25 protein-coding genes and 1 pseudogene are annotated in these 20949 nt (G+C 27.2%); 13 read left to right on the top strand and 13 right to left on the bottom strand.

What is annotated here, in order from left to right:
- Positions 1-43: 43 nt before the first annotated feature.
- From HRT41_12875 to HRT41_12865, 3 genes and pseudogenes are all read right to left on the bottom strand, one after another.
- A pseudogene (locus HRT41_12875) lies at positions 44-262 on the bottom strand (XRE family transcriptional regulator).
- A 759-nt stretch (positions 263-1021) separates the two neighbouring features.
- Positions 1022-1345 (bottom strand): hypothetical protein, encoded by a 324-nt coding sequence (locus HRT41_12870; protein NQY24918.1) that lies wholly within the window; start codon positions 1343-1345, stop codon positions 1022-1024.
- Positions 1338-1562 carry an XRE family transcriptional regulator gene (locus tag HRT41_12865; GenBank protein NQY24917.1) on the bottom strand — a complete coding sequence of 75 codons (225 nt, stop codon included), beginning with the start codon at positions 1560-1562 and terminating at the stop codon, positions 1338-1340. The genes HRT41_12870 and HRT41_12865 overlap by 8 nt, the downstream gene beginning before the upstream one ends.
- Before the next feature lie 147 nt (positions 1563-1709).
- Between HRT41_12865 and HRT41_12860 the strand changes: the two genes are divergently transcribed.
- The 6 genes from HRT41_12860 (at position 1710) to HRT41_12835 (ending at position 3928) form a co-directional block, all read left to right on the top strand.
- Positions 1710-1850, top strand: coding sequence for a hypothetical protein (locus HRT41_12860; GenBank protein NQY24916.1), 141 nt, complete (start codon positions 1710-1712; stop codon positions 1848-1850).
- 11 nt (positions 1851-1861) lie between these two features.
- Complete coding sequence (locus HRT41_12855; GenBank protein ID NQY24915.1) at positions 1862-2131, top strand: DUF2693 domain-containing protein; 270 nt, start codon at positions 1862-1864, stop codon at positions 2129-2131.
- A 10-nt stretch (positions 2132-2141) separates the two neighbouring features.
- Complete coding sequence (locus HRT41_12850; protein ID NQY24914.1) at positions 2142-2354, top strand: hypothetical protein; 213 nt, start codon at positions 2142-2144, stop codon at positions 2352-2354.
- A 1-nt stretch (position 2355) separates the two neighbouring features.
- Positions 2356-2607 carry a hypothetical protein gene (locus tag HRT41_12845; protein ID NQY24913.1) on the top strand — a complete coding sequence of 84 codons (252 nt, stop codon included), beginning with the start codon at positions 2356-2358 and terminating at the stop codon, positions 2605-2607.
- Positions 2608-2686: 79 nt separating this feature from the next.
- The gene (locus tag HRT41_12840) at positions 2687-3007 is read left to right on the top strand and encodes a hypothetical protein (protein ID NQY24912.1); all 321 of its coding nucleotides are present in this window, start codon (positions 2687-2689) and stop codon (positions 3005-3007) included.
- A gap of 669 nt (positions 3008-3676) precedes the next feature.
- Positions 3677-3928 carry a hypothetical protein gene (locus tag HRT41_12835; protein ID NQY24911.1) on the top strand — a complete coding sequence of 84 codons (252 nt, stop codon included), beginning with the start codon at positions 3677-3679 and terminating at the stop codon, positions 3926-3928.
- Between the two features lie 393 nt (positions 3929-4321).
- On the opposite strand, the gene HRT41_12830 is transcribed toward HRT41_12835, so the two are convergent.
- The 3 genes from HRT41_12830 to HRT41_12820 form a co-directional block, all read right to left on the bottom strand.
- Entirely contained in the window at positions 4322-5443 is a 1122-nt protein-coding gene (locus HRT41_12830) for a Fic family protein (protein NQY24910.1), read from the bottom strand.
- 175 nt (positions 5444-5618) lie between these two features.
- Positions 5619-5903 (bottom strand): hypothetical protein, encoded by a 285-nt coding sequence (locus HRT41_12825; GenBank protein NQY24909.1) that lies wholly within the window; start codon positions 5901-5903, stop codon positions 5619-5621.
- Positions 5904-6152: 249 nt separating this feature from the next.
- Positions 6153-6305, bottom strand: a complete 153-nt coding sequence (locus tag HRT41_12820) for a hypothetical protein (GenBank protein NQY24908.1) — start codon at positions 6303-6305, stop codon at positions 6153-6155.
- 379 nt (positions 6306-6684) lie between these two features.
- On the opposite strand from HRT41_12820, the gene HRT41_12815 reads away from it, so the two are divergent.
- Positions 6685-8625, top strand: a complete 1941-nt coding sequence (locus HRT41_12815) for a hypothetical protein (protein ID NQY24907.1) — start codon at positions 6685-6687, stop codon at positions 8623-8625.
- Positions 8626-8744: 119 nt separating this feature from the next.
- On the opposite strand, the gene HRT41_12810 is transcribed toward HRT41_12815, so the two are convergent.
- Positions 8745-9185, bottom strand: coding sequence for a DUF1295 domain-containing protein (locus HRT41_12810; protein NQY24906.1), 441 nt, complete (start codon positions 9183-9185; stop codon positions 8745-8747).
- A 177-nt stretch (positions 9186-9362) separates the two neighbouring features.
- On the opposite strand from HRT41_12810, the gene HRT41_12805 reads away from it, so the two are divergent.
- A complete protein-coding gene (locus HRT41_12805; protein NQY24905.1) occupies positions 9363-11273 on the top strand; it encodes a cache domain-containing protein in 1911 nt (636 codons plus the stop codon).
- 82 nt (positions 11274-11355) lie between these two features.
- Here the strand turns inward: HRT41_12805 and HRT41_12800 are convergent, their stop codons facing one another.
- Positions 11356-12222, bottom strand: a complete 867-nt coding sequence (locus HRT41_12800; protein NQY24904.1) for a GyrI-like domain-containing protein — start codon at positions 12220-12222, stop codon at positions 11356-11358.
- Positions 12223-12423: 201 nt separating this feature from the next.
- Between HRT41_12800 and HRT41_12795 the strand changes: the two genes are divergently transcribed.
- Complete coding sequence (locus HRT41_12795) at positions 12424-13263, top strand: PhzF family phenazine biosynthesis protein (GenBank protein ID NQY24903.1); 840 nt, start codon at positions 12424-12426, stop codon at positions 13261-13263.
- A 118-nt stretch (positions 13264-13381) separates the two neighbouring features.
- Here the strand turns inward: HRT41_12795 and HRT41_12790 are convergent, their stop codons facing one another.
- From HRT41_12790 to HRT41_12775, 4 genes are all read right to left on the bottom strand, one after another.
- Positions 13382-13681 carry a DUF1330 domain-containing protein gene (locus HRT41_12790; GenBank protein NQY24902.1) on the bottom strand — a complete coding sequence of 100 codons (300 nt, stop codon included), beginning with the start codon at positions 13679-13681 and terminating at the stop codon, positions 13382-13384.
- 60 nt (positions 13682-13741) lie between these two features.
- Complete coding sequence (locus tag HRT41_12785) at positions 13742-14302, bottom strand: TetR/AcrR family transcriptional regulator (protein NQY24901.1); 561 nt, start codon at positions 14300-14302, stop codon at positions 13742-13744.
- Positions 14303-14392: 90 nt separating this feature from the next.
- Positions 14393-16267 (bottom strand): sensor histidine kinase, encoded by a 1875-nt coding sequence (locus HRT41_12780; GenBank protein ID NQY24900.1) that lies wholly within the window; start codon positions 16265-16267, stop codon positions 14393-14395.
- 9 nt (positions 16268-16276) lie between these two features.
- Positions 16277-17098 (bottom strand): response regulator transcription factor, encoded by an 822-nt coding sequence (locus HRT41_12775; GenBank protein ID NQY24899.1) that lies wholly within the window; start codon positions 17096-17098, stop codon positions 16277-16279.
- An 81-nt stretch (positions 17099-17179) separates the two neighbouring features.
- Between HRT41_12775 and HRT41_12770 the strand changes: the two genes are divergently transcribed.
- Both HRT41_12770 and HRT41_12765 read left to right on the top strand, forming a co-directional pair.
- Positions 17180-18043 carry a GGDEF domain-containing protein gene (locus tag HRT41_12770; protein ID NQY24898.1) on the top strand — a complete coding sequence of 288 codons (864 nt, stop codon included), beginning with the start codon at positions 17180-17182 and terminating at the stop codon, positions 18041-18043.
- A 56-nt stretch (positions 18044-18099) separates the two neighbouring features.
- On the top strand, positions 18100-18678 hold the full coding sequence (locus HRT41_12765) for a nitroreductase family protein (GenBank protein NQY24897.1): 579 nt from the start codon (positions 18100-18102) through the stop codon (positions 18676-18678).
- Between the two features lie 21 nt (positions 18679-18699).
- On the opposite strand, the gene HRT41_12760 is transcribed toward HRT41_12765, so the two are convergent.
- A complete protein-coding gene (locus HRT41_12760) occupies positions 18700-19191 on the bottom strand; it encodes a MarR family transcriptional regulator (protein ID NQY24896.1) in 492 nt (163 codons plus the stop codon).
- Between the two features lie 122 nt (positions 19192-19313).
- Between HRT41_12760 and HRT41_12755 the strand changes: the two genes are divergently transcribed.
- A complete protein-coding gene (locus HRT41_12755; GenBank protein NQY24895.1) occupies positions 19314-19880 on the top strand; it encodes a polyisoprenoid-binding protein in 567 nt (188 codons plus the stop codon).
- Between the two features lie 14 nt (positions 19881-19894).
- Positions 19895-20752 carry an ADP-ribosylglycohydrolase family protein gene (locus tag HRT41_12750; protein NQY24894.1) on the top strand — a complete coding sequence of 286 codons (858 nt, stop codon included), beginning with the start codon at positions 19895-19897 and terminating at the stop codon, positions 20750-20752.
- Positions 20753-20949: the final 197 nt, after the last annotated feature.

Raw genomic sequence — 20949 nt, 5'->3', positions numbered from 1 at the left:
CAGATACTAACCCCTCTGCCTATTTTTATGCTTACTAATTACCTTAATTAATATGAGGCTTCACTGCTTCGACAATTTTATCTATATCTATATCTTTACTTTTAATATATAGCGTTAACCAAGATTCTACCCAACCAGGGATAGGTTTTTTTTCATCGTTCCAATTTCCAATAGTACTATAAGCAACACTTGTTAAGTTAGCAAAGTCTTGTTTTGATAATCCAACTTCTTTTAATGTTAAATCAAAATTCTCTTTTTATATATAAATACATTCCCATCTATTAGAATCATAAATTGATTTTGAATTGTCATATTTCATAAATTCACATCTATCCCAATCACTGTTTTCTGTAGAGCCATGATTACATGATTGTCTTTTAGGGTAAATGTCACAGTCACTAAATTTTGGATATGTATCTTTGGGAATAATATCTATTAAAGGATCAAGTTTAGTTACTCTCTTTCTGTATTCTTTACTAATCTCATCAAGTATCACAACAACTTCTTCTTGTAAAGAAACAATTTCTTCTTTTTTTTGATTAATATAATCAATATTTTTTTTAGTAAACATAATGATTTTTTTATCTACATTATTAGCTTTTATTCCTGAGCACAATCCTGAATATGTTTTATATTTTAAATCTGGGAATTTATCCTTGCAGCTGATTAATGTTTTTTTTCTTAGTGAAGTTAATTCTTTTGTTATATATTCTACTTTTTCTAAACGTTGTTGGTAATCTGTATCTGTATCTGTATCAGTATCTTTATTCATATTAGTCCTTTAGTGTTTTGATAAAGTATAAGGGAATAAAGAATTAGATGCAAATGAGAAATGTTAATTTTGTATAGCACATATTAATTTTATTGTTATACATTTTATTTCGTTTTAACCTATTTTTTTAATAAAGCAATATCATTTTGTTTCGGTTAATAGAGGTTAAAGCGAAAAAATATGAAAAGGATCTCTTCTTATGAATTTAAAATAAATTGTTACATTATGAAACCAAAAATATTTGGTATATTATTTCGAAGTAAATATTAGCCAATCTTCCCAATATACTTTATTCCCAAATCTTTTCAATAAGTCTTGTACTTCAATTTTAGAATATTTTTTTATTTTTAGTACTTCCATTGAATCATAGTATTTGTTTATATCAATTAGCCTATCATTTTCAGATAAGGTCATATCAACAACAGTATTGTTACATTCAATCCATGCGTGACCTATAGTTCCCATATTAGTTTTGATATTTGCATGTACTAAAATTGCTGGAATTTTATTTTCTAAAATCTCAACAAACTTACTTAATGAGGCTTTAAAGCATTGCCCTTTAAACTCACTCATTTAATTTTTTTATATGAGGCACCACAGCTTCAATTATCTTATCCATATCTTTACTTTTGATATATAGCTTTAACCAACTTTCTACCCAATCACTTACAGGTCTTCCATCTTTTCCCCATTTACTACAAGTACTATATTTTGAGCCTGATAATTCGGAGAACTGTTTTAAGTTTAATCCGTATTCTTTGAGAGTTTTATTAAATGTTTCATATTCCATATATCATTCCTTTTTTAAATTATATCAATTATTATCATTAAATGCAATTAATTTTATAAATATTAACATTAAATGCAATTAAAGACTTGACATGATTTGCATTTAATGCTAAAATAACTACATAAAATATCATTTAAGGATAATTAGATGGAAATATCAACTTACAAACCATTCTTAAAAATACAAGAGCAAATCTCAAAAGAAGATTTAAATGACATCTTAGACATGGCGGAACAGTTAGGAAGTTTTGAATTAGCATTTGATGATTACTTAGAAGCAATAAACTAAAAGGAGTGCTTATGGAACTATCAAGATTTAAAACAGATGAAGTAATAAGAGATACGAACGGTAAGATTTTTTCTTGTTCCTTTATTAAAAAAGATGGAAGCCTTAGAACTATGATAGCAAGGTTAGGTGTACAAAAGAATCTTAAAGGTGGAAAAAGTGGTGCAAGTTATAAAAACAGTTTAGTAACTGTATATGACATGTTAAACAAGGGGTATCGAATGATTAATCTTGAAACTATCATTTCATTAAAAACGAATGGTACTAACTATCAAATAGTATAAAGGAAACATTATGGGTAAAGCAGACTTAGAAAGTATAATAGGAAAAGAAGCAATAGGAATACATAGAGTTAACTGTCTTGTTAAATCAATACGTTTGGCTTTACAAACTACATATCTCAAAGAGAATCTATGTTATGAAGAGATAGGAGAGCTTCTAAGTGTAATAGAAAGTATGACGAGTGAAAGTTATCATAAATTAGCAGATATAGCAGAAGGGGTTTGATATGATTCATTTAGAAGAAACAATAGATTTTTATAATTTAGCTCCTGCTGAGGTAGGAGTATATTTATTAGACAAAGATACAATGCAATTAGAAAATATATCTGAAAATGAGAATACAGCTTTTAGTATTATTATAGATAAGTCTACGAATGAACTGTCTTATACTATTGTGAATCTAATACATCCTAGTATTGAAAAGAGAGCAAGATTAAAAAGGTTGCAGCTTTTAAAAGATAAAGGTTTATTAACATGAAGGATTGTAAATAATGGTAATATTATAGGAAGACTTTAACAGCTAAGTAAATAATTGTATATTTACATAAAGGCCTAAAATGATAAAAATACTTATTCTTTCTTTAATTCTTGTTTCTTTTTCGTTTGGGAAATGTTTTTCATGGGGTGTAACAAATTTATTAACTAAATCAAAATCGGATACCTTTGATGGATTAATTATAAATTCAACAGTAATAAACAATAATGAATGTAAATTAGTTTTAAATATTAGTAATGTTGAGTTTAGAGGTCAATCAAAAAATAAAGACTTATGCTCGGCTAAAATTAATGATACGGTTAGTGTTAAAATTGATTTATCTTGTTGTGATGTTCTACCTTGTCCAAAAGAATTTAAAAATGGTATTACTTTTCGAAAATAAGAAAGTCGTTTTTAATTGTAAATAAGCTTACAAATATAAAGATTATAGATATACTGATATAAATTAATAGCTATTCAAATGACATACACTTTATAATAATGGGTGGTAAATTGGGTGGTTAGATTAAATAGTATTTTACTAAACTACCTACTTATAGATATTTAAAGCTAAGAGTACTGTAGAGGGTGGCCCTCCAAAGTTTCTTCTTTTTATTTAATAAAATCAAAATTCATACAAATACTTTTTTAAACAAACATCCCTTTTATTTAATCTATATTATATTTTACGAACTATTTTTATGGCTGGTTTTTAGAGCTCATGTAAAGCTAAAGCTATCCGCTCCTTACTTTTTCTTTTTCTGACAATTAAGATGCCGAAACGAAGTGACTAAATCCTGCTTGCAGACAAAAAGATGCTGGAATGCAATGACTAAATTCTGCATGCAGACCAAAAAGCGCAAAGGTTACTTTGTATGAGCTTTTAAAAATAAAAGTCGTAAGTTAGTTTTGTACATTTTGAAACAAGTAGATTATATTTTAATTCTTTAAGTAAATAAATTAAAGGTGCCATTCTTAACTGTCTCCTTTATTTTTAAAAAAAAGTAGTGAAGGTATACTTAAATGGCTTTTTATATTGCTTTTAGTATACTCCCCTTAAATAAGGGGAAATATGAACTTTAAAGACATTAATATTGATAGTGATAAGATTGAAGAAACACTAGAAAAATATGCAATTATTGAAAGCTCAAGTGGTACTACATCCAAAGCGTATCACTTGAATCAAAATGGCAAGAGGTTTACAATTAACGTGTATCATAAAAAAAATGGTCTAACTAGTCTTCTTCCTCAAAGTGAAAATATAGACATAGGAGCTAGCCTTTGTGAAAAAATCAAGGAGGAGCTAAAGAAATGTGCTCTTTAGCACATTTTCTCACAGAGAGTGCAAGCACAAGAGTAGTTTCCTCAGGCGAGTCAAACAAATAAAAATATTTAGGAACCCTAAGGACTTTCTCATTTCGTCTCTTGTTTCTTTTTACCTACAAGTAGGATTACATGTTTCTTTTTCTGACAATTAAGATGCCGAAACGAAGTGACTAAATCCTGCTTGCAGACAAAAAGAAAAAACGCAAAGGTTACTTTGTATGAGCTTTTAAAATAGTCAATAATTTAGTGTTTACATATCAAATAATTTAGTATCGTCGTATCTGCATGATATACTAGAAATAAAGAGGACTGGCACCTTTATTAAGTTATTTTAAAAAATAAGAGCATATTAAAACCTCTGATAAATAGTAGTTAGTGACTTGTTTTATTGCTAATCTATAAAAACAGAATAAGAAATATTTCTACCTGCTGTATCTTCTTTTTGAAGTAAACATTTTTTTTGTACTAAGTCTTTAATATCTCTTGCTGCTGTAATTTTACTTATTTTTGTAATAGCTGCATATTTTCTTGTATTTATGCCACCTTCGTAATTATTGACTCCTATATCTAAGAGTTTATTTAAGACTTTTATTTGTCGTTCATTTAAAAGTGTTTCTCTGTGTTTGTCCCAAAACTTTGTTTTTTGTAATACATAAGAGATATTATCTTTAGAATTTTTTAATGACGTTAGAATGGTATTTAAAAACCACTCTAACCAAAGAGTGATATCAGTATTTCCTGTAGTTGTTTTTTCTAAGACCTCATAATAGTTTTTTCTATCATTTTTAATAGCATTTGAAACAGAATACATTTTATTGGTATCTTTTGATTCTTTAGCCAATATCATGTCTGTAATAGCTCTTGTTATTCTTCCATTCCCATCATCTAAAGGATGAATAATTACAAACCATAGATGTGCAATTGCAGCTTTTATTAGAGATGTATTTGAATCATCATTTAACCATTTTAAAAAAACTTCCATTTCTTTTTTTAAAATATCTCTTGGCGGTGCAATATAATGTATTTTTTCTTTTCCAATAGCTCCTGAGACTATTTGCATATCTTCATTTCCTCTAAAAGTTGCAATATTTATTTTTGTTATTGAATTATATCCTTCTGGGAATAATGCATTGTGCCAACCAAATAAGCGTTCAAGTGTAAATTCTTTTTCATTATTTATTGTTGCATCCAATAAAATATCTATTAATCCATCACTTCTTTTATCTGATTTATCAGCAGTGTCTGTTTGGATTCCTAGTTTATTAGATATCGATGATCGTACAGAAGCACGATTTAGAATCTCACCTTCTATTGCAGAGGTATCAAGTGCTTCAGTTGTTAAGACTTCAAGTTTTGCAAGGGCTAAATCTTTTTTATTTATATTTTGATATACACCATTTAATAAACCTTGATAATATTTTATATCAAGTAATATTTTTTGCAGTTTATTTTCATCATAAGAAAAATTTGGATAGTTCTTATCTTGCCATATCCATTTATTTGTGTTTTTCATTGTTTATCCATGATACGATTAATTACAATAATCATATCATAATTTGATATGATTAACTGTTTTAATTCTATCATTAAAGACTAAAACCTAAATAATAAATCTTTACTGTTTCATTTTGCCTTGATAAATAATTCATTTTTACTATTTTAGTGCTTGAATTTTGAGCTCATAATCATTAAATTAAAATAACCACTAAAAGAGTCAGTTGTAAACTAAGGGCAATGAAATTTGCAATAATTATAGCTGGTCGCTTAAACCTCAAACCATAGAAAAACCAAAATGCATAAACTAATAAAAATCCAAATACAAATGCAAAAGATAAGCTACTTTCATTTTCTCTTTGAAATTCACTTACAAGTTGGCTCAATATAGCAGCACTAGCTATCAAGCCGAAAAGTGTTCCTGCAAAATCCCACTGTTTATCAGAGCCTACTTGTAATGCGTTAATTAATTTTTTCATGTAATTCCTTACTACTTAGTAGTACATTCTCTTAAAATACTTATGAGAGTCGATGCCTGTTTATTAAACATCAATATTTTTATGAAGGTCAACTACCTTTTAAATTTTATTTTAATATAAAACCTCTTAATTTTCCTTCCAGTTTTAAGTCTTTTGTTTTCAGTGTAGATTTATTGTTTTCTACTATAAATTACGCCTCTTCGAATGAATCCCCATTTTTTATAAAAGAGGTTCATCGCTTTAAAACAATTACGAATAAAACTTATAAAATAAAGGGAATAAACATCTTTTTTTGCTTAAAAAAAAAGAATTATAATCAAGAATAGAGATTAAGACAATGTTCTCTGAGCTTATATCTCTTAAACCAACAGCTAATAACATTAATAAAACAGAAAAATACATGGGATGGTGTATATATTTATACGCACCATTTGTAATTAAATTCGAAAATAAAGGAGACTGCTGCCTATATTACTATTGTGAATTTAATATATCTAAAGTTCCTTCTTTTTATTTAATCAAATCAAAATTCATACAAAGCATTTTTTAAACAAACATCCCTTTTCTTTATTACACTATTTTTTTGGCTGAACTTTAAAGCTCATGTAAAACTAAAATTTTTGCGCCTTCTTTTTTATTCATAAATTTATTATTTTTATCATAGGTATCTTTATGTGAGCCATATATATGATTTTATAAAATTATTTTTATTGATAGGTATCAAGAGCAAAAGTGTCTTTTTAAGTTAAAATCCACCTTCAAAAAAACGTTAAGGAAGAACATGTTTAAAAATTTAAAACTTACAACAAAAATTATGGGAGTTGTAAGTATATTAATTCTTTGTATGAGTATTATATCTGCATCGGCCTATTTTGGGCTTAGTAAAATTGGTGCTGAAATAGAAGAAATAGCGGAGTACCAAATTCCAATTAATACCCTTATTACAGAGTTAGAAAAAGATATTTTAGAAGAAGAAATTCTTACGTATGAATTGATTATTGAAAGCAAGGATGTACACAGTCAAAAATTCAAAGATATAGAAAAGAAGATATCTTTACTTGAAAAAGAGACAGATAAAACTATTAAAGAAGCAGAACATTTAGTTGAAAAAGCAATTGAACATAATAATGATGTAAAAACAAAAAATACCTATAAACTATTTCTAAAAGAATTAAACGTCCTAGAACATGAACAAAACGCATTTAAAAAAACCTTAGGACAATTCGAAAATGATTTGGAAAGTGGCAAGGTGAAAAATATTGATCATGAAAAAGAAGTACTTCATGAAGAATTGGATTCAATGGATAAAAATATCCAAAAACTTATGCATCAAATGGAAAATTTACTTCAACATTCTACACTTCAAGCAGAAAAAGATGAACGCTCTATTTTAAGAACCATAGAAATAATTTCAAGTATTGCTCTTGTTTTAGCTCTTGTCTTATCATTCTTTCTTGTTAGCTCAGTTAAAGTTTCAATGCATAATTTTCAAATTGGCTTACTTGGTTTTTTTAAGTATATCAACAAAGAAAACAAAGAGGTAGAACTTTTAAAGTATCATTCTAATGATGAACTAGGACTTATGTCAAAAGTAATTAATGAAAATATCCTTAAAACAAAGAATATTATTGAAGATGATAATCAATTTTTAAAAGAAGTTACTTTCCTTGTAGAAGAAATTAAAAATGGTAAACTTTCTCATAAATTAGAGAATAAAGTGTCTTCTTTAACCCTTGAGCTCTTAAGAAATAATCTCAACGAAATGATTGAGAGTTTGAATAATAATATTGGAAATGACAGCAATGAAATTTTATATGTACTGGAAAAATTTGAGAAGCTTGATTTTAGACATAAAATTAAAAATGATAGTGCAAAAGTCTGTATGGCAGTAAACAATGTTGGAAAATTAATTACACAGATGTTACTGGAAAACAAAGCAAACGGGTTAACTCTAAATAATAGCAGTGAAATTTTACTTGAAAATGTGAATACCTTAAATAAGAACTCAACAGAAACAGCAGCTGCACTAGAAGAAACCGCTGCTGCTTTAGAAGAAATGACTTCAAATATCAGAGGAAATACGCAAAACATAGAAAAAATGTCTTCTTATGCAAATTTATTAACGGTTTCTGCTAATGAAGGCGAAGAACTTGCAAATAAAACAACGAAAGCTATGGATGAAATAAATATGCAAGTTTCAGCGATTAATGATGCTATTGGTGTTATTGATCAAATTGCTTTTCAGACAAATATTCTATCACTTAATGCAGCCGTAGAAGCCGCAACTGCAGGTGAGGCTGGAAAAGGTTTTGCTGTAGTGGCTCAAGAAGTTAGAAACCTAGCAAGTAGAAGTTCAGAAGCTGCAAAAGAGATTAAAGATTTAGTTGAAAATGCCAATGCAAAAGCAAATGAAGGAAAAACTATTTCTGATTCTATGATCATTGGGTATCTTGGATTGAATGAAAATATATCAAAGACATTAGAACTTATAAAAGATGTAGAGTTTTCTTCTAAAGAGCAGCTTTCAGGCATTGAGCAAATCAATGATGCAGTAACTGAACTTGACCAACAAACACAAGAAAATGTTTCTATTGCTAATAATACACAAGATATTGCAGAACAGACCAATGAAATATCGACCTTAATTGTCTCAAATGCGAATGAAAAAGAGTTTGATGGAAAAGAAAATATTCAAGCAAAAACAATATCAAAAGTAGTTTAGAAAAATTATTTCTAAATAATCAAATAAAAGAATTCATAAAAAAATGTTTTAAGTAATGATTGTTCTGAATCAGGAGAGAGACTTTAATCTCTTTCTCTTTAATATATCTATTCGTAAATTTACAAAATAAAGGGAATAAACATCTTCGTTTTTTTCCTATATTCCATGTATTGTGGATTTTCATTCATCCATAAATCTTCCTCTTTTTTAGCTTTTAAAAAAAGAACTACAATCAAGAATAGATATAAGACAATATTTTCTGAACTTATCTCTCTTAAAACAACAGCTAATAACATTAATAAAACAGAAAAATACATGGGATGACGTATATATTTATAGGCTCCATTTGTAATTAAATTCGCATCTTTTTTTATTAAAGGGGAGATATTAAAATTGGATAATTTATTAAACAAAAGTGTATAAATACCAAAACTTAGCCCCAGTATAAAAATAACAAGAGAGAGGGGTTTTGAAAAAATGGATTCATTTATGCTTAAGAGGATAAGGATAAGGAAAAATTGTAAAAATACTAAAGTGTAAGAATATATTTTTGTTTTCATAGTAAAGTCTAACATAAAAAATGGAAAAAGGTCTGTGTCTAATTGCTAACTTTATTTATCAAAACTTAAATATAGTAATGATGTTGATAGAGACTAAAGAGAGAACTTTTTTCAAGCTGTCTTAAGTTTTGATTTTAAAAAATAATAAAAATCTATGGTATTTATGTATAATTAATAATGGAATATAAAAACGAACAACAATTATTAAATGTAATTAAATATGCATTACCTTCTTTGGTTTTATTATTTTCTCTTATTGTCACTACATTTTTATATAATAAAAATAAAACTGATTTTGAGAGCATTCAAAAAAATACTGAAAAAGAGTTCATTAAACAAAAAAAAATATTAATCAAAGAGCAAATAGAGAATCTTTATGACTATATAATTCAAGAACAAAAAGATACAGAAAAAAATCTAAAAAAAACGCTTATAGGGCGAGTTCACGAAGCGCATACTATCATACAAAATATCTACAAAGAATATCAAAATACTCATACAAAAAAAGAATTAACCTTAATGATCAGAACAACATTAAAAGATATTCGATTTAACAATAACAGGGGCTACTTTTTTGTCTATGATAAAAAAGCTACGAATATAATACACCCTCTTATTCCAAAACTAGAAGGTAAGAATCTGATAAATTACAAAGATACAAAAGGTACATTTGTATTAAGAGAATCTATCTCTTTGTTAAAAGATAAGGATGAATCCTACCAGCAATGGTATTGGAGAAAAACAAAAGGTGATTTAAGAGAATACAAAAAGATTGGTTTTGTAAAAAACATTTACGAACTGGATTGGTTTTTAGGAACAGGAGAATATGTAGAAGATTTTTCTAAAGATATACAAAAAAAAGTACTCTCACAAGTTGAAAAACTTAAATTTGGTAATAACAGCTATTTTATTGTTACAGACAAAAACAATAATTATTTAAGTCATATAAACAAAGGTTTAATAGGAAAAAATGCCTTACAAGTATTAAGAGATATGAATGATAGCACTTCACTTGAAAAAATAAAAAAGGTTATCACAAAAAAAGAGGGTTATCTTGATTTGCGTTTTTTTAAGCCAGACAGCACAAACGCATCTTTAAAAATAATATATTTTAAAACAATTCCTAGATGGGGATGGACTATAAGTACAGGTTTTTATGAAGACGATATGAATATTTTAGTTGATAAAGAAAAAGAAATTCTGACAAAGAACTACAATGAGAATTTGAACAGTCTGCTTAAAGTTACCTCTCTCTTTACCTTGATATTACTGATTCTATCTTTTTATATTTCAAGAGTAATTGAACAAAAATTCAAATCATATAATGACAGCATCAAAAAACATATTGAAGAAAATAAACAACAACATGACTTATTATCCCAAAAATCTAAGCTTGCATCTATGGGAGAGATGATGGAAAATATTGCCCATCAATGGCGACAACCTTTGTCTGTCATTACAACAGCTAGTAGCGGTATTAAAGTATATAAAGAGATGAATCTTTTAAGCGATAAATTCTTGGAAGAGGCTATTTCTAGTATCACTTCTTCTTGCCATCATTTATCTCAAACCATTGATGATTTTAGTGATTTTTTTAAGCCAGATAATGAAAAAAATGAGTTTGTTTTAAAAAACAGTATAAAAAAAATATACGGACTTCTTTCTTTTCAATTTAAAGACTATAAAATTGAAATTATTGAAAACATAGAAGACATATCTATTATGAATTCAGAGCGAGGACTATTACAAGTTTTATTAAATATATTGAATAATGCAAAAGATGCTTTGTTGCATTGTGAAAATACTAAACGATATATATTTATTGATATTTATAAAAAAGAAGATAAGGTCATTATAAAAATTAAAGACAATGCAAATGGAATAGATGAAAAAATTATCAAAAGAGTTTTTGAACCTTATTTTACTACAAAATATAAAAGCCAAGGAACAGGTATTGGTTTATATATGTCTCAAGAGATAATAACACGCCATATGGAAGGATCTTTAAGTGTAGAGAATATAAGTTACGAATATAAAGGAAGTAATTTTAAAGGTGCTTTGTTTACTATTGAGTTTCCCTTGTCCTAAGGAAACTTGTTTTATTCAGATACAGTCTTTATATTGTCACTTCTTCTTATCCGAAAGCATGAATAACTACTTATAAATAAAACTAAACGACAGAAATCGGAACATAAAAATCTAGAATAAAATCTTTATTATTATCTAAAAAATGATTTTTTTCATAAATTGCGTAAGCCGGTAGGGTTTTGGCTTCATAACCACTATTGGGCAACCAAAAATTATAGATGTAGACCATTAATTTGGTTACATCTCCATACACACCTTTATAATGAAAAACAGCACATAAAGACTCTTCTATTTCAACTTTACTTATAGAATTCGTAGAAATAAACGAATCATCTACTTCAAAAGCAGCTATATATTGGCAGTCTTTATAGGGGGTAATAACCGGATTATCATGAAATACTCCGACTTGAACAGCGCTTTGAAGCTTTTTTTCATAAGCAAATGCCATTAAACGCTGCCATGTTTTTTTAACTGAGATATCGTAACCTTTATGTCTAATATATGCACACGTTCTTTTTTTGCCTACTTTTATTAGAGGGTCAAGCGTATAAAAATCCTTATTTATTTGTGAATCTATATTTAAATTCTTTTTTGAATAATTTAGATAGCCCCCATTTTTCCATTGTGTTGGAGTAAGGTTAAATCTTTTTTTAAAGGCTTTTATAAAAGGAGAATGGGAACTATAACCGCACATAAATGCAATTTCACTGATAGTTGAATATCTGTTAGAGATAAGAAGGTTAGCTGCTTTTTGTAAACGTATGGCTCTGATTCGCTCAAAAAGTTTTTCACCTGTTTCTTCTTTAAATATTCTGTGAAAATGATATTTACTTACACTACTTAAGCGTGCTAGTTCATCTAAAGTGATATTCGTATCAATATATTTGTAAATATAGCCTAAGGCTTCATTGATTATTTGCGCTCTTGCATGTTTGGTATCTTTTTTCATAAAATATTATAACAAATAACAATTAAAAACTACAATAATAGCAATATAGGTTGATTAAAATGAAATTAAAGATAAAGAATAAAAAGTTTGAATTCTCTATAATGTTCAAATAAAAAAAGAAATACATTAGAATCAAAATTTTAATCTGGGTTTAGTTTATTCTAGAGATTTGATTATAATGTATTAAATAAAGGAAGAATTATGAAAGTAGAACGAATAGCAGCATTTTCTTATAAAAATAGTGGTGGTAATCCAGCAGGTGTTCATTTTAGTGATGAAATGTTAAGTGAAAAAGAAATGCTTCTTATTGCAAAAGAAGTGAATTATTCAGAAACAGCATTTTTAGTCAAAGTTGGTGAGTCTTTTCGAATACGATATTTTTCTCCTGAAACAGAAATAGCTTTTTGTGGACATGCAACAATAGCCAGTGGTTCTTTTATTGGTGAAAAATTTGGTTTAGGAAGGTATGAGCTAATTTTAAATGATGGAAGTATTCAAATAGAAGTAAGTCAAAATGAGGGTGAAAACTATACCAGTATTTCTTCTTTGAAAACACATTCAAAAGATGTAGATGAAGAATATATTAATAAAATCATTGATGGTTTTTCTTTTAACAAAAAAGATTTAAATGAAAAATATCCTATACGAATTGCTTTTTCTGGGAACAATCATTTAATTATCTTTCTAAAAGATAAAACAAAACTGCAAGAAATGCAATATGATTTTGAATCAATAAAAGTTTTAATGGAACAAGAAAAAATTGTTACTATTAATATTTTATGGGAAGAAAATGAAAATCTCTATCATTCAAGAAATGCTTTTGCTTATGGGGGAGTAGTTGAAGATCCAGCTACAGGTTCAGCAGCTATTGCTTTGGGTGAATATTTAAGAGATACAGGCTTTAAAAAATCAGGAAAGATTGAAATTTTACAAGGTTTTGACATGAAACAACCTTCTCAACTTTTTGTTAGTTTTTCAGAAGTATCAAACAGTTCTATTAATGTATCAGGTAGTTCTAGACATATAAGTGAAGAAGTATAAGCGATTAAAGTTTTGACTCCTTGGATCTTTGCCCAAGGAGTTTTTTTATTAGAACTTATTGTAATGTTTTTATTTATTTTCTTTTTTAAGTATTTACTCTTAAGTTTGGACTTAAAAACTATTTTGGCAATAAGATTTTCACATCTTTAAATATAATATCTCTTAAATAGATAATAGATAAATACTCTTCACTCATAAAAGCTTTTTTTGCAGCATCTTTTGATGGGAAGTCAAGCAGAATAATAAAATGAGGTGTATCCCCTTCAACTAAATTTTCGTCTATCATAAATTTATTATTAACGCTCCCACCATGTGATTTGATAATTTCACTTGAACGTTTTGAATACTGTGCAAATTCTTCTGATTGCATTTTATTGTCATTAAATGTACCTTCTATTACTACTGTATACTTTTCCATTTTATTCCTTTTTTTATAATCATTATTAAAGAATGACTGTTCTATAACTATTTAAAAAAATTACCTGATCATCTCAAGTATATTTTTTATTATAGCGTCGCTGTCTTCTTTTGATGTATTCAATTTACCATAGATACTCAAACCTTGAAGAATAGTCATTAGGGTCAAAGACATAGCATAAGCATTGCCTTTAAACTCACCAAGCTTAATAGCTTGTTCTAGGTTTTTTTCTAATTGTTGTCTTACTTCGTGATAAAATTTTTTTACCATTTCAAAAGACTCAATATTTACAAACTGTTTTGAAACAATAGTATTTGTATATAAACAACCTTTAAAATCTTTAGAAAAAGAAAAAGGTTCAAAGAACATTACAATTCCTTTTTTGCCTTCATTGTCTTTTAATACACCCAATTGATGAGAGGACATTTTTACATAATAGTTTTCTAAAGCGTCTTTATACAAACCATCTTTATCTTTAAACAAAGAATACATAGTTCTACGGTTCATTCCAGTATATTCGACCAATTCAGCCATTGATACAGCCTCGTATCCTTTTTCCCAAAAGATATTCATTGCTTTATCAAGTACATCATTTAAATCGTATTCTACAGGTCTTGCCATATATATATCTCCATTTATGTAATTATAGAACTATTGTTCTATAATGTCAAGTAAAAATAAAATGGGAATTTTTTATTCCTTTTCTTACTTCTAAAGAACGATTTTAAATTGAACACCTTCTTTATGGTTTTTTATTTTTATACTTCCAAAAAGTTTTTCTTCAATTAACATTCTGACAATAACCATACCCATACCAAAGTTTTCAATATTCTTTTTAGTGCTGATATTGTATTCAAAGATAGACGAAATAGGATTTATCTTAATTCCCCCTGCATTGTCTTCATAAAGAATGATTATTTTATTTTCTTGTTTATAGCTTGTGATATCTATAGTATTTTTTTTAAAACTGGAATCAAACTCATCTAAAGAATTATCAATAAGATTTAGAAGTATATTTGAAAAGATATGATTATTAATACGAATATCTTTATCTTTAATTATCAAATTTATTGTGACATTTTTTAATGTAATTTTAGATTGAATCATCTTAATACTATTTTGAATACATTCTTGAATTAATGCATCGTTATTAAGCAAGGTGCTAGAATAAAAATTGCTAAGCTCGTGCAAGGTTTTACTCATATGATGTATATTATTTTGGATTAAAGGCAATTGTTCTTTTAATGTCGTATTTACATTTTCTTTTTGATGATTTAAAACTGTTTGAATAAGTGTTGTTGATGTCCCTATCTGCGTTAAAGGGTGTTTCCATTGATGCGTCACATGGGCAATGGTTTGACCAATGGTACTGAACCTTGACTGCTCTAATAAATATTCTTTATTTTGCAAATCTTCTAGGTGTTTTATTTGAGTTCTATCGTACAAAGCAATAGAAAAGAAAATTAAATCTAACATAATACCAAGAGGGAAAAACATCTTAAACCAGAGAAAATAAGGAACTAAACCATTCATAACTAAAGTGTAAACAATAATACATATTAAATATAAACCTTGGCCAATTAAATAATATCTTGAACCTTTCTCTTTTTTATAGTACATATATATTGCAGTTATTAACAAAGAAATACAAGAAAAAACAGCTGAGAATGCTACTACCCTAAAAACATAAAAATACGATTCATCAAAGAACTGCGCATAGAGTAGTAAAATAATAATAGATGCAGCCAGAAGTATTTTGAACCTAAAGTACCATTTTAGTTTGGGGTAGGTATTTTTTATATTAAAAAAATAATAAGGTAATAAAAGCAAGCCTATTAAAAGAAAAATAGATGAATTCCACGTTATTGCAGTAATCAAATCTAAGTTTAATCCCAAGTCCATTTGATATAAAATACCACTCACTCCCGATAAGTATAATAAAGTAATAAATACGTTTAAACTTAAAATCAAATAAGGAATACTTCTTTTAATATTAAAAACAAAAAAATTATACAAACTATATAATATAAGCATGCCTGCAAAAATACCAAAATATAATAGAAAATGAAGTTCTTTATATATATAAACATTTCTTTGTTGAATCTTCCATCCAAGATTGTAGATATAGTAGTTTTTTACTCTTGAAATGATAGTTACTTCTTCATTTTTATCTAAAGAGAGATTAAACATAGAAAACCTACTGATTTCTTCTCTTTTATTTTGTGCTTGTAAATCTCCTAAATGATGTAAAATAACTTTTTTATTTTTTTTAAAAACATAAACATCAATGTAGTTTGTACCAGGAAGGATATTAGTTAAGGACAAAACTTGTTTTGAATTTGAAGTGTTTTTTAATGAAATCTTTGTCCAAAAAGCACTTTTTGTGGAGGTAAAATGATGTTTTTTAGAAAGTTTAAAATCCTCACTGTTTAACACATTATTTATAGTTAAAGCGTCATTATTTTCTATAAAGTATAAATAATTAGAAGAGTCATGTTTTATAAAATCTTTGTTGATTTCTAATACTTTAGTAGCAAAAAGATTTAAAGAAAAGAAAAGGAATGTTAATATTAATTTTTTATACAAATTGTTTTCTTATGAACATAAAAGACTATACCCTAAGGCTTTATTATTTATTATCATATTTTTACCAATTTTTAACCGTAGTCTATAAAATAAATTTTTTATTGCTTGCTCACTTTTATTGTGTTCTGCATCCAAGGTATATTTTATTTGATCTACGGTTGTAATATTTGTTTTATTATTAATTAAAAGTTCTAAAACTAAGGCTTCGTTTTTAGTAAGTTTTATAATTGTATCGCCTTTTTTTATTTCTTTACGTAGGAATGAGTATTCTATATCATTAATGAATACTGAATCTAAAGACTTCCTTTTTATGTTATTGGCTATTTTTAATAAAGTAGTAGACAAGGTTGTATATTCTATTGGTTTTATTAAATAATCAATTAAACCTAAAGGAATGGACTTTAATAGTTTCTCTTTTTCTGAGTAATTGCTCATCATAATAATTGCAATATCATTATCAATGCTTCTTATTTTTTTGCACAATTGATAACCACACATCTTAGGCATTACATAATCTGTAATTATTACATCAATTGATGAATGCTCTTCATAAATTTTTAAAGCTTCTATTCCATTTTTAGCACTAAGAACTGTATCAAAAAAAATAGATAATGTAAGCTTTAAATTATGCAGTATTTGTTCATCATCATCTACAATAAGTATTGCAGATTTTTTTAAAATTAAAAGTTTATTTTCTTTCATTTGTCTTTCATTTGTAAATATTATTTTTTCATATTGTATCCAAAGTGAGTCCCATAATAGTCCCAAATTTAAAATAACTTGAAACCCTAAAAAGAAGATTAAATGATAAAATATAAATGTTTTATTCATAGAACAGTCTTTTCTTTCCTAAGAAAAGATTTTTTAACTAAAAAATAGATAATAAAATATATTTATAAATATAGGAACATAATGAAATTAATTTTATTTTTCTTTGCTTTTGTGAACTTGGCTTATTCAGACACAAACGGTCTATCTCCCTTAAAAAACACTAAAGTAGAAGCACAGAATACTTTCATAAGTGAAGTGAAAAAAGAAGATGTCACTCTTAAAAATGCGAATAGTAATATTAATTTTGAAAAAAAAATACTGTTAATCCTTACACAAAAGATAAATGATAAACAGCAAAAAATAGTCGATATAAGAAACGAAACTCAGTTTTTATTTATAGAAATAAAAAACCTTCAAAAAGATTTGATTAAAAAAGAATATATTATTTTTATTCTTTTACTTCTATTTTTATTTATTATAATATTTACAATAAAGATATTAAAACAAAATAAACTGTATAAAAAGTTATCTCAAATAGATGTTTTAAGTGGACTTTTTAATAGAAGATTTTTAGTAAATAGAATGGAAGAAGAAATGTCAAAATATAAAAGAGATAAAACACTTTTTTCTATTCTTTTAATTGACATTGATTATTTTAAAGCAGTTAATGATAAGTATGGTCATGCTAAAGGTGACGAAGTTATTAAAAAAATATCTAGTTTAATGAACACATACACGAGAAGTACAGATATTTGTGCAAGATGGGGTGGAGAAGAATTTATTATTTTGGCTACAAATACTGATCTCTCTGGCGCTTTGAAATTGGCTGAAACTTTTCGTGAGGTTATAGAAAAAAATGATTTTGATATTAAAATTCCTCTTACTATTAGTACTGGAGTATCTACTTATATGGAAGGTCAAGAACAAGAATTAGTATTAAAAATTGCTGATGAAAGACTGTATAAAGCTAAAAGAAATGGAAAAAATAGAGTTGAGATCGATTAATTTCTAGTATATCTACCTATCTTTTGCTATTATGCTCAAACAAAAAGGAATAGTAAATGACCTACGATAATTTTAAAAACTTAGTTAAAACCACAAGAAGTACACGAAGATTTTTACCAAATATTGAAATAAAAAAAGAAGAACTTGAAGAAATAATTGATTTGGTACGCGTAACATCAAGTGCTAAAAATATGCAACCCTTAAAATATGTTACTGTTACTAACAAAGATTTGGTTAAAAAAATCGCAACTACTGCTAAATGGGCAGCGCATCTATCTCTTTGGAATCAAAAAGAAGAAGAACAACCTTCTGCTTTTATTATTGTAATTAATGACAGTAGTATTGATGGTTTTGCTATGGTTGATTGTGGTATTAGTTTACAAACTATTATCTTAGGTCTTAAAATAAAAGGTTATGCTGCTTGTCCTATGGCATCACTAGATAAAGAATTATGTATAAAAGAATTTTCTTTAGGAAAGAATCTTAAACCAATGTTAGCTATTGCTATTGGAAAAGAAGCTGAAGTACTTAATATTGTAGTGCCTAAAGACGATACGAACTATTACAGAAATGAAAAAGACGAACACTGTGTTCCAAAACGAGAACTTAATGATGTATTATTGGGATCTTTCTAAGGGAATAAAGGGCTAGGCCCTTTATTTGTCTTTTAGTACTTTATAAATTAGTTCTTTTAAGGTTTTTTGTTCTTTTTCATCTAAGGGTGAAAAAAAATCTTTTTCTAAATCCACTACATCTTTTAATGCTTTATTCAATAATATCTCACCTTTTTTACTTAATTGAACCAGTTTAGATCTTTTATCATTTTGATTATCTACTCTTGTTATATATTCTTTTTCTTCGAGTTTTTTTAATACTTTGGTCATTCCTCCTGATGAGAAAACCATAGTAGAGTACAATTTTGTGGGAGATAATATGTAATTTTCATCGCCTACAAGTTTTAATGAAGACAAAACATCTAGTTGCGTATTACTAATAGAATATTTTGATTCATGCATAATACATAATTCTTCGGTTAATTTTTTATGCGCTATATAAAAAGGTATTGCAACGTCTAGGACCTTATCATAGGTCTGGGGTGATTTGTTTTTGTGTCTGATTATACTGTTGTTTATTTCATCTAAATCCATGCTGTAGTATATAATAATAATTCTAAATATTCAAACTATCTTTCTGGAAAGGTATATTTAAGTTAAAGCTTGTTATTATTTCAGAACAAATATCTTTCTAGAAAGATAAAAAAGGAAAAAAGATGAATTTTAAAAAATTAGTAGTAGCAAGTTCTTTATTGGTTTCAGTATTAAGTGCGGGAAATTATGAGGTAGATAAATCACACTCAAATATTGCTTTTAAAGTAAAACACTTAATGTTATCAAGTGCAAAAGGAAGCTTTGATAACTTTAGTGGTAGTTTTGAATACGATGAGAAAAGTGGAGTATTAAAATCTCTAAGTGGAGAGGTACTAAGCAATACAATTTATACAAATAATGAAGGCAGAGATAAAGATTTAAAAGCAGAAGATATGCTTGATACAAAGAAGTTTCCTAAGATTTATTTTACTTTGACAAAATTTGAAGATAATTTTGTTTATGGGGATATAACAATAAAAGGCGTAAAAAAGAATATTAAACTTGTTTATGAAAACAATGGACATGCTAAAGATCCTTGGGGAAATTATCGAGCAGCTTTTGAACTTAGAGGTAAAATAAACAGAAAAGATTTTGGGCTTACGTATAATAAGTTATTAGAATCAGGTGGATTGATTGTTGGTGATGTAGTAAAAATATCAATTGAAATTGAAGGCATCAAAAAATTATAAGACAAGGATAAAAAATGAAAAATAAATTAAAAGATATTGTTTTAGGCTCATTGTTAGCTGATACTTTTACACTGGGTGCTCATTGGATTTATTCTCCTAGTGAAATAGAAAATGCAAAACTAGATTGGAAAGGGTTAAATAAACCTTTAGCTAAATGGCATGAAGGTAAGAATAAAGGTGATTTTACACATTATGGGGACCAAGTTGTATGTTTATATGAATACATCAAAGATGAAAAGTCCTTTGATATAAAAAAGTATATGCATAGATGGCAAATATTTATGCAAAGTTATACAGGATATATTGATGGAGCAAGTAGTGATACGCTTAAAAATCTACAGAATAATAAGATTATTCCTTCGGGCTCAAATTCTCATGATTTATCTGTAGTGGCAAGAATTGCTCCTTTACTTTTTTTAAGTGCTAATGAAAAAACTTTTTTAAAGAATGTTCATTCTTTTGTAGCAGCTACGCATAATAATGAAGAAGTATTAGAAGCTGCAAGTTTTTTTGCAAGCCTACTTTGGAAAATAAAAGAAGGAAACTCTATTATTCATAGCATAGAGGACATAAGTAAAGAGTATTCCAAAAGATTGCAAGGCTATGTACAAGAGGGATTAAACAATTCTAATAATACCATTGATGCTATTAATGAATTTGGATCTGCCTGTGCTACGGATGGTGCTTTCCAAAGTACAATATATTTACTTAAGAAGTATGACAATGATTTTGAGAATCTTATGATCCAGAATGTAAAAGCAGGGGGAGACTCTAGTGTTAGAGCTATGATTTTTACTATGATGCTGATTGCTAGTAAGGGAATAGATATTCTTCCTAAGACTTGGCTTACTCAAATGAACTATAAAATTTAATTATTCAATAAACGTAGGCATAAAGACTATATAAGATTTATGAAAAAATACAATCAATTAGTTTTGATGGAAAAGATACACATTTTTTTAAAACCAGTTATTCTGCGAGAGAACATAGGTATTTCATTAAAAAGTTTCATTATTATAAGATGACTGTGGGTGTTGAATTAAAAGAGTATGTTAGGTAAAAAAAGAAG

It is taken from the genome of Campylobacteraceae bacterium, from assembly GCA_013215945.1.
Lineage (GTDB): Bacteria > Campylobacterota > Campylobacteria > Campylobacterales > Arcobacteraceae > NORP36.
The sequence above is the reverse complement of the archived record's forward strand: the minus strand, read 5'-3'. Positions and strand labels throughout refer to the sequence as shown.

Coding starts and splice junctions, on each gene's coding strand:
- HRT41_12815 (NQY24907.1), top strand. CDS start 6,685: ATGTTTAAAAATTTAAAACTTACAACAAAAATTATGGGAGTTGTAAGT.
- HRT41_12845 (NQY24913.1), top strand. CDS start 2,356: ATGATTCATTTAGAAGAAACAATAGATTTTTATAATTTAGCTCCTGCT.
- HRT41_12835 (NQY24911.1), top strand. CDS start 3,677: ATGAACTTTAAAGACATTAATATTGATAGTGATAAGATTGAAGAAACA.
- HRT41_12860 (NQY24916.1), top strand. CDS start 1,710: ATGGAAATATCAACTTACAAACCATTCTTAAAAATACAAGAGCAAATC.
- HRT41_12865 (NQY24917.1), bottom strand. CDS start 1,562: ATGGAATATGAAACATTTAATAAAACTCTCAAAGAATACGGATTAAAC.
- HRT41_12805 (NQY24905.1), top strand. CDS start 9,363: ATGGAATATAAAAACGAACAACAATTATTAAATGTAATTAAATATGCA.
- HRT41_12785 (NQY24901.1), bottom strand. CDS start 14,302: ATGGCAAGACCTGTAGAATACGATTTAAATGATGTACTTGATAAAGCA.
- HRT41_12800 (NQY24904.1), bottom strand. CDS start 12,222: ATGAAAAAAGATACCAAACATGCAAGAGCGCAAATAATCAATGAAGCC.
- HRT41_12750 (NQY24894.1), top strand. CDS start 19,895: ATGAAAAATAAATTAAAAGATATTGTTTTAGGCTCATTGTTAGCTGAT.
- HRT41_12755 (NQY24895.1), top strand. CDS start 19,314: ATGAATTTTAAAAAATTAGTAGTAGCAAGTTCTTTATTGGTTTCAGTA.
- HRT41_12870 (NQY24918.1), bottom strand. CDS start 1,345: ATGAGTGAGTTTAAAGGGCAATGCTTTAAAGCCTCATTAAGTAAGTTT.
- HRT41_12775 (NQY24899.1), bottom strand. CDS start 17,098: ATGAATAAAACATTTATATTTTATCATTTAATCTTCTTTTTAGGGTTT.
- HRT41_12850 (NQY24914.1), top strand. CDS start 2,142: ATGGGTAAAGCAGACTTAGAAAGTATAATAGGAAAAGAAGCAATAGGA.
- HRT41_12810 (NQY24906.1), bottom strand. CDS start 9,185: ATGAAAACAAAAATATATTCTTACACTTTAGTATTTTTACAATTTTTC.
- HRT41_12855 (NQY24915.1), top strand. CDS start 1,862: ATGGAACTATCAAGATTTAAAACAGATGAAGTAATAAGAGATACGAAC.
- HRT41_12790 (NQY24902.1), bottom strand. CDS start 13,681: ATGGAAAAGTATACAGTAGTAATAGAAGGTACATTTAATGACAATAAA.
- HRT41_12770 (NQY24898.1), top strand. CDS start 17,180: ATGAAATTAATTTTATTTTTCTTTGCTTTTGTGAACTTGGCTTATTCA.
- HRT41_12820 (NQY24908.1), bottom strand. CDS start 6,305: ATGTATTTTTCTGTTTTATTAATGTTATTAGCTGTTGGTTTAAGAGAT.
- HRT41_12840 (NQY24912.1), top strand. CDS start 2,687: ATGATAAAAATACTTATTCTTTCTTTAATTCTTGTTTCTTTTTCGTTT.
- HRT41_12825 (NQY24909.1), bottom strand. CDS start 5,903: ATGAAAAAATTAATTAACGCATTACAAGTAGGCTCTGATAAACAGTGG.
- HRT41_12760 (NQY24896.1), bottom strand. CDS start 19,191: ATGGATTTAGATGAAATAAACAACAGTATAATCAGACACAAAAACAAA.
- HRT41_12765 (NQY24897.1), top strand. CDS start 18,100: ATGACCTACGATAATTTTAAAAACTTAGTTAAAACCACAAGAAGTACA.
- HRT41_12795 (NQY24903.1), top strand. CDS start 12,424: ATGAAAGTAGAACGAATAGCAGCATTTTCTTATAAAAATAGTGGTGGT.
- HRT41_12830 (NQY24910.1), bottom strand. CDS start 5,443: ATGAAAAACACAAATAAATGGATATGGCAAGATAAGAACTATCCAAAT.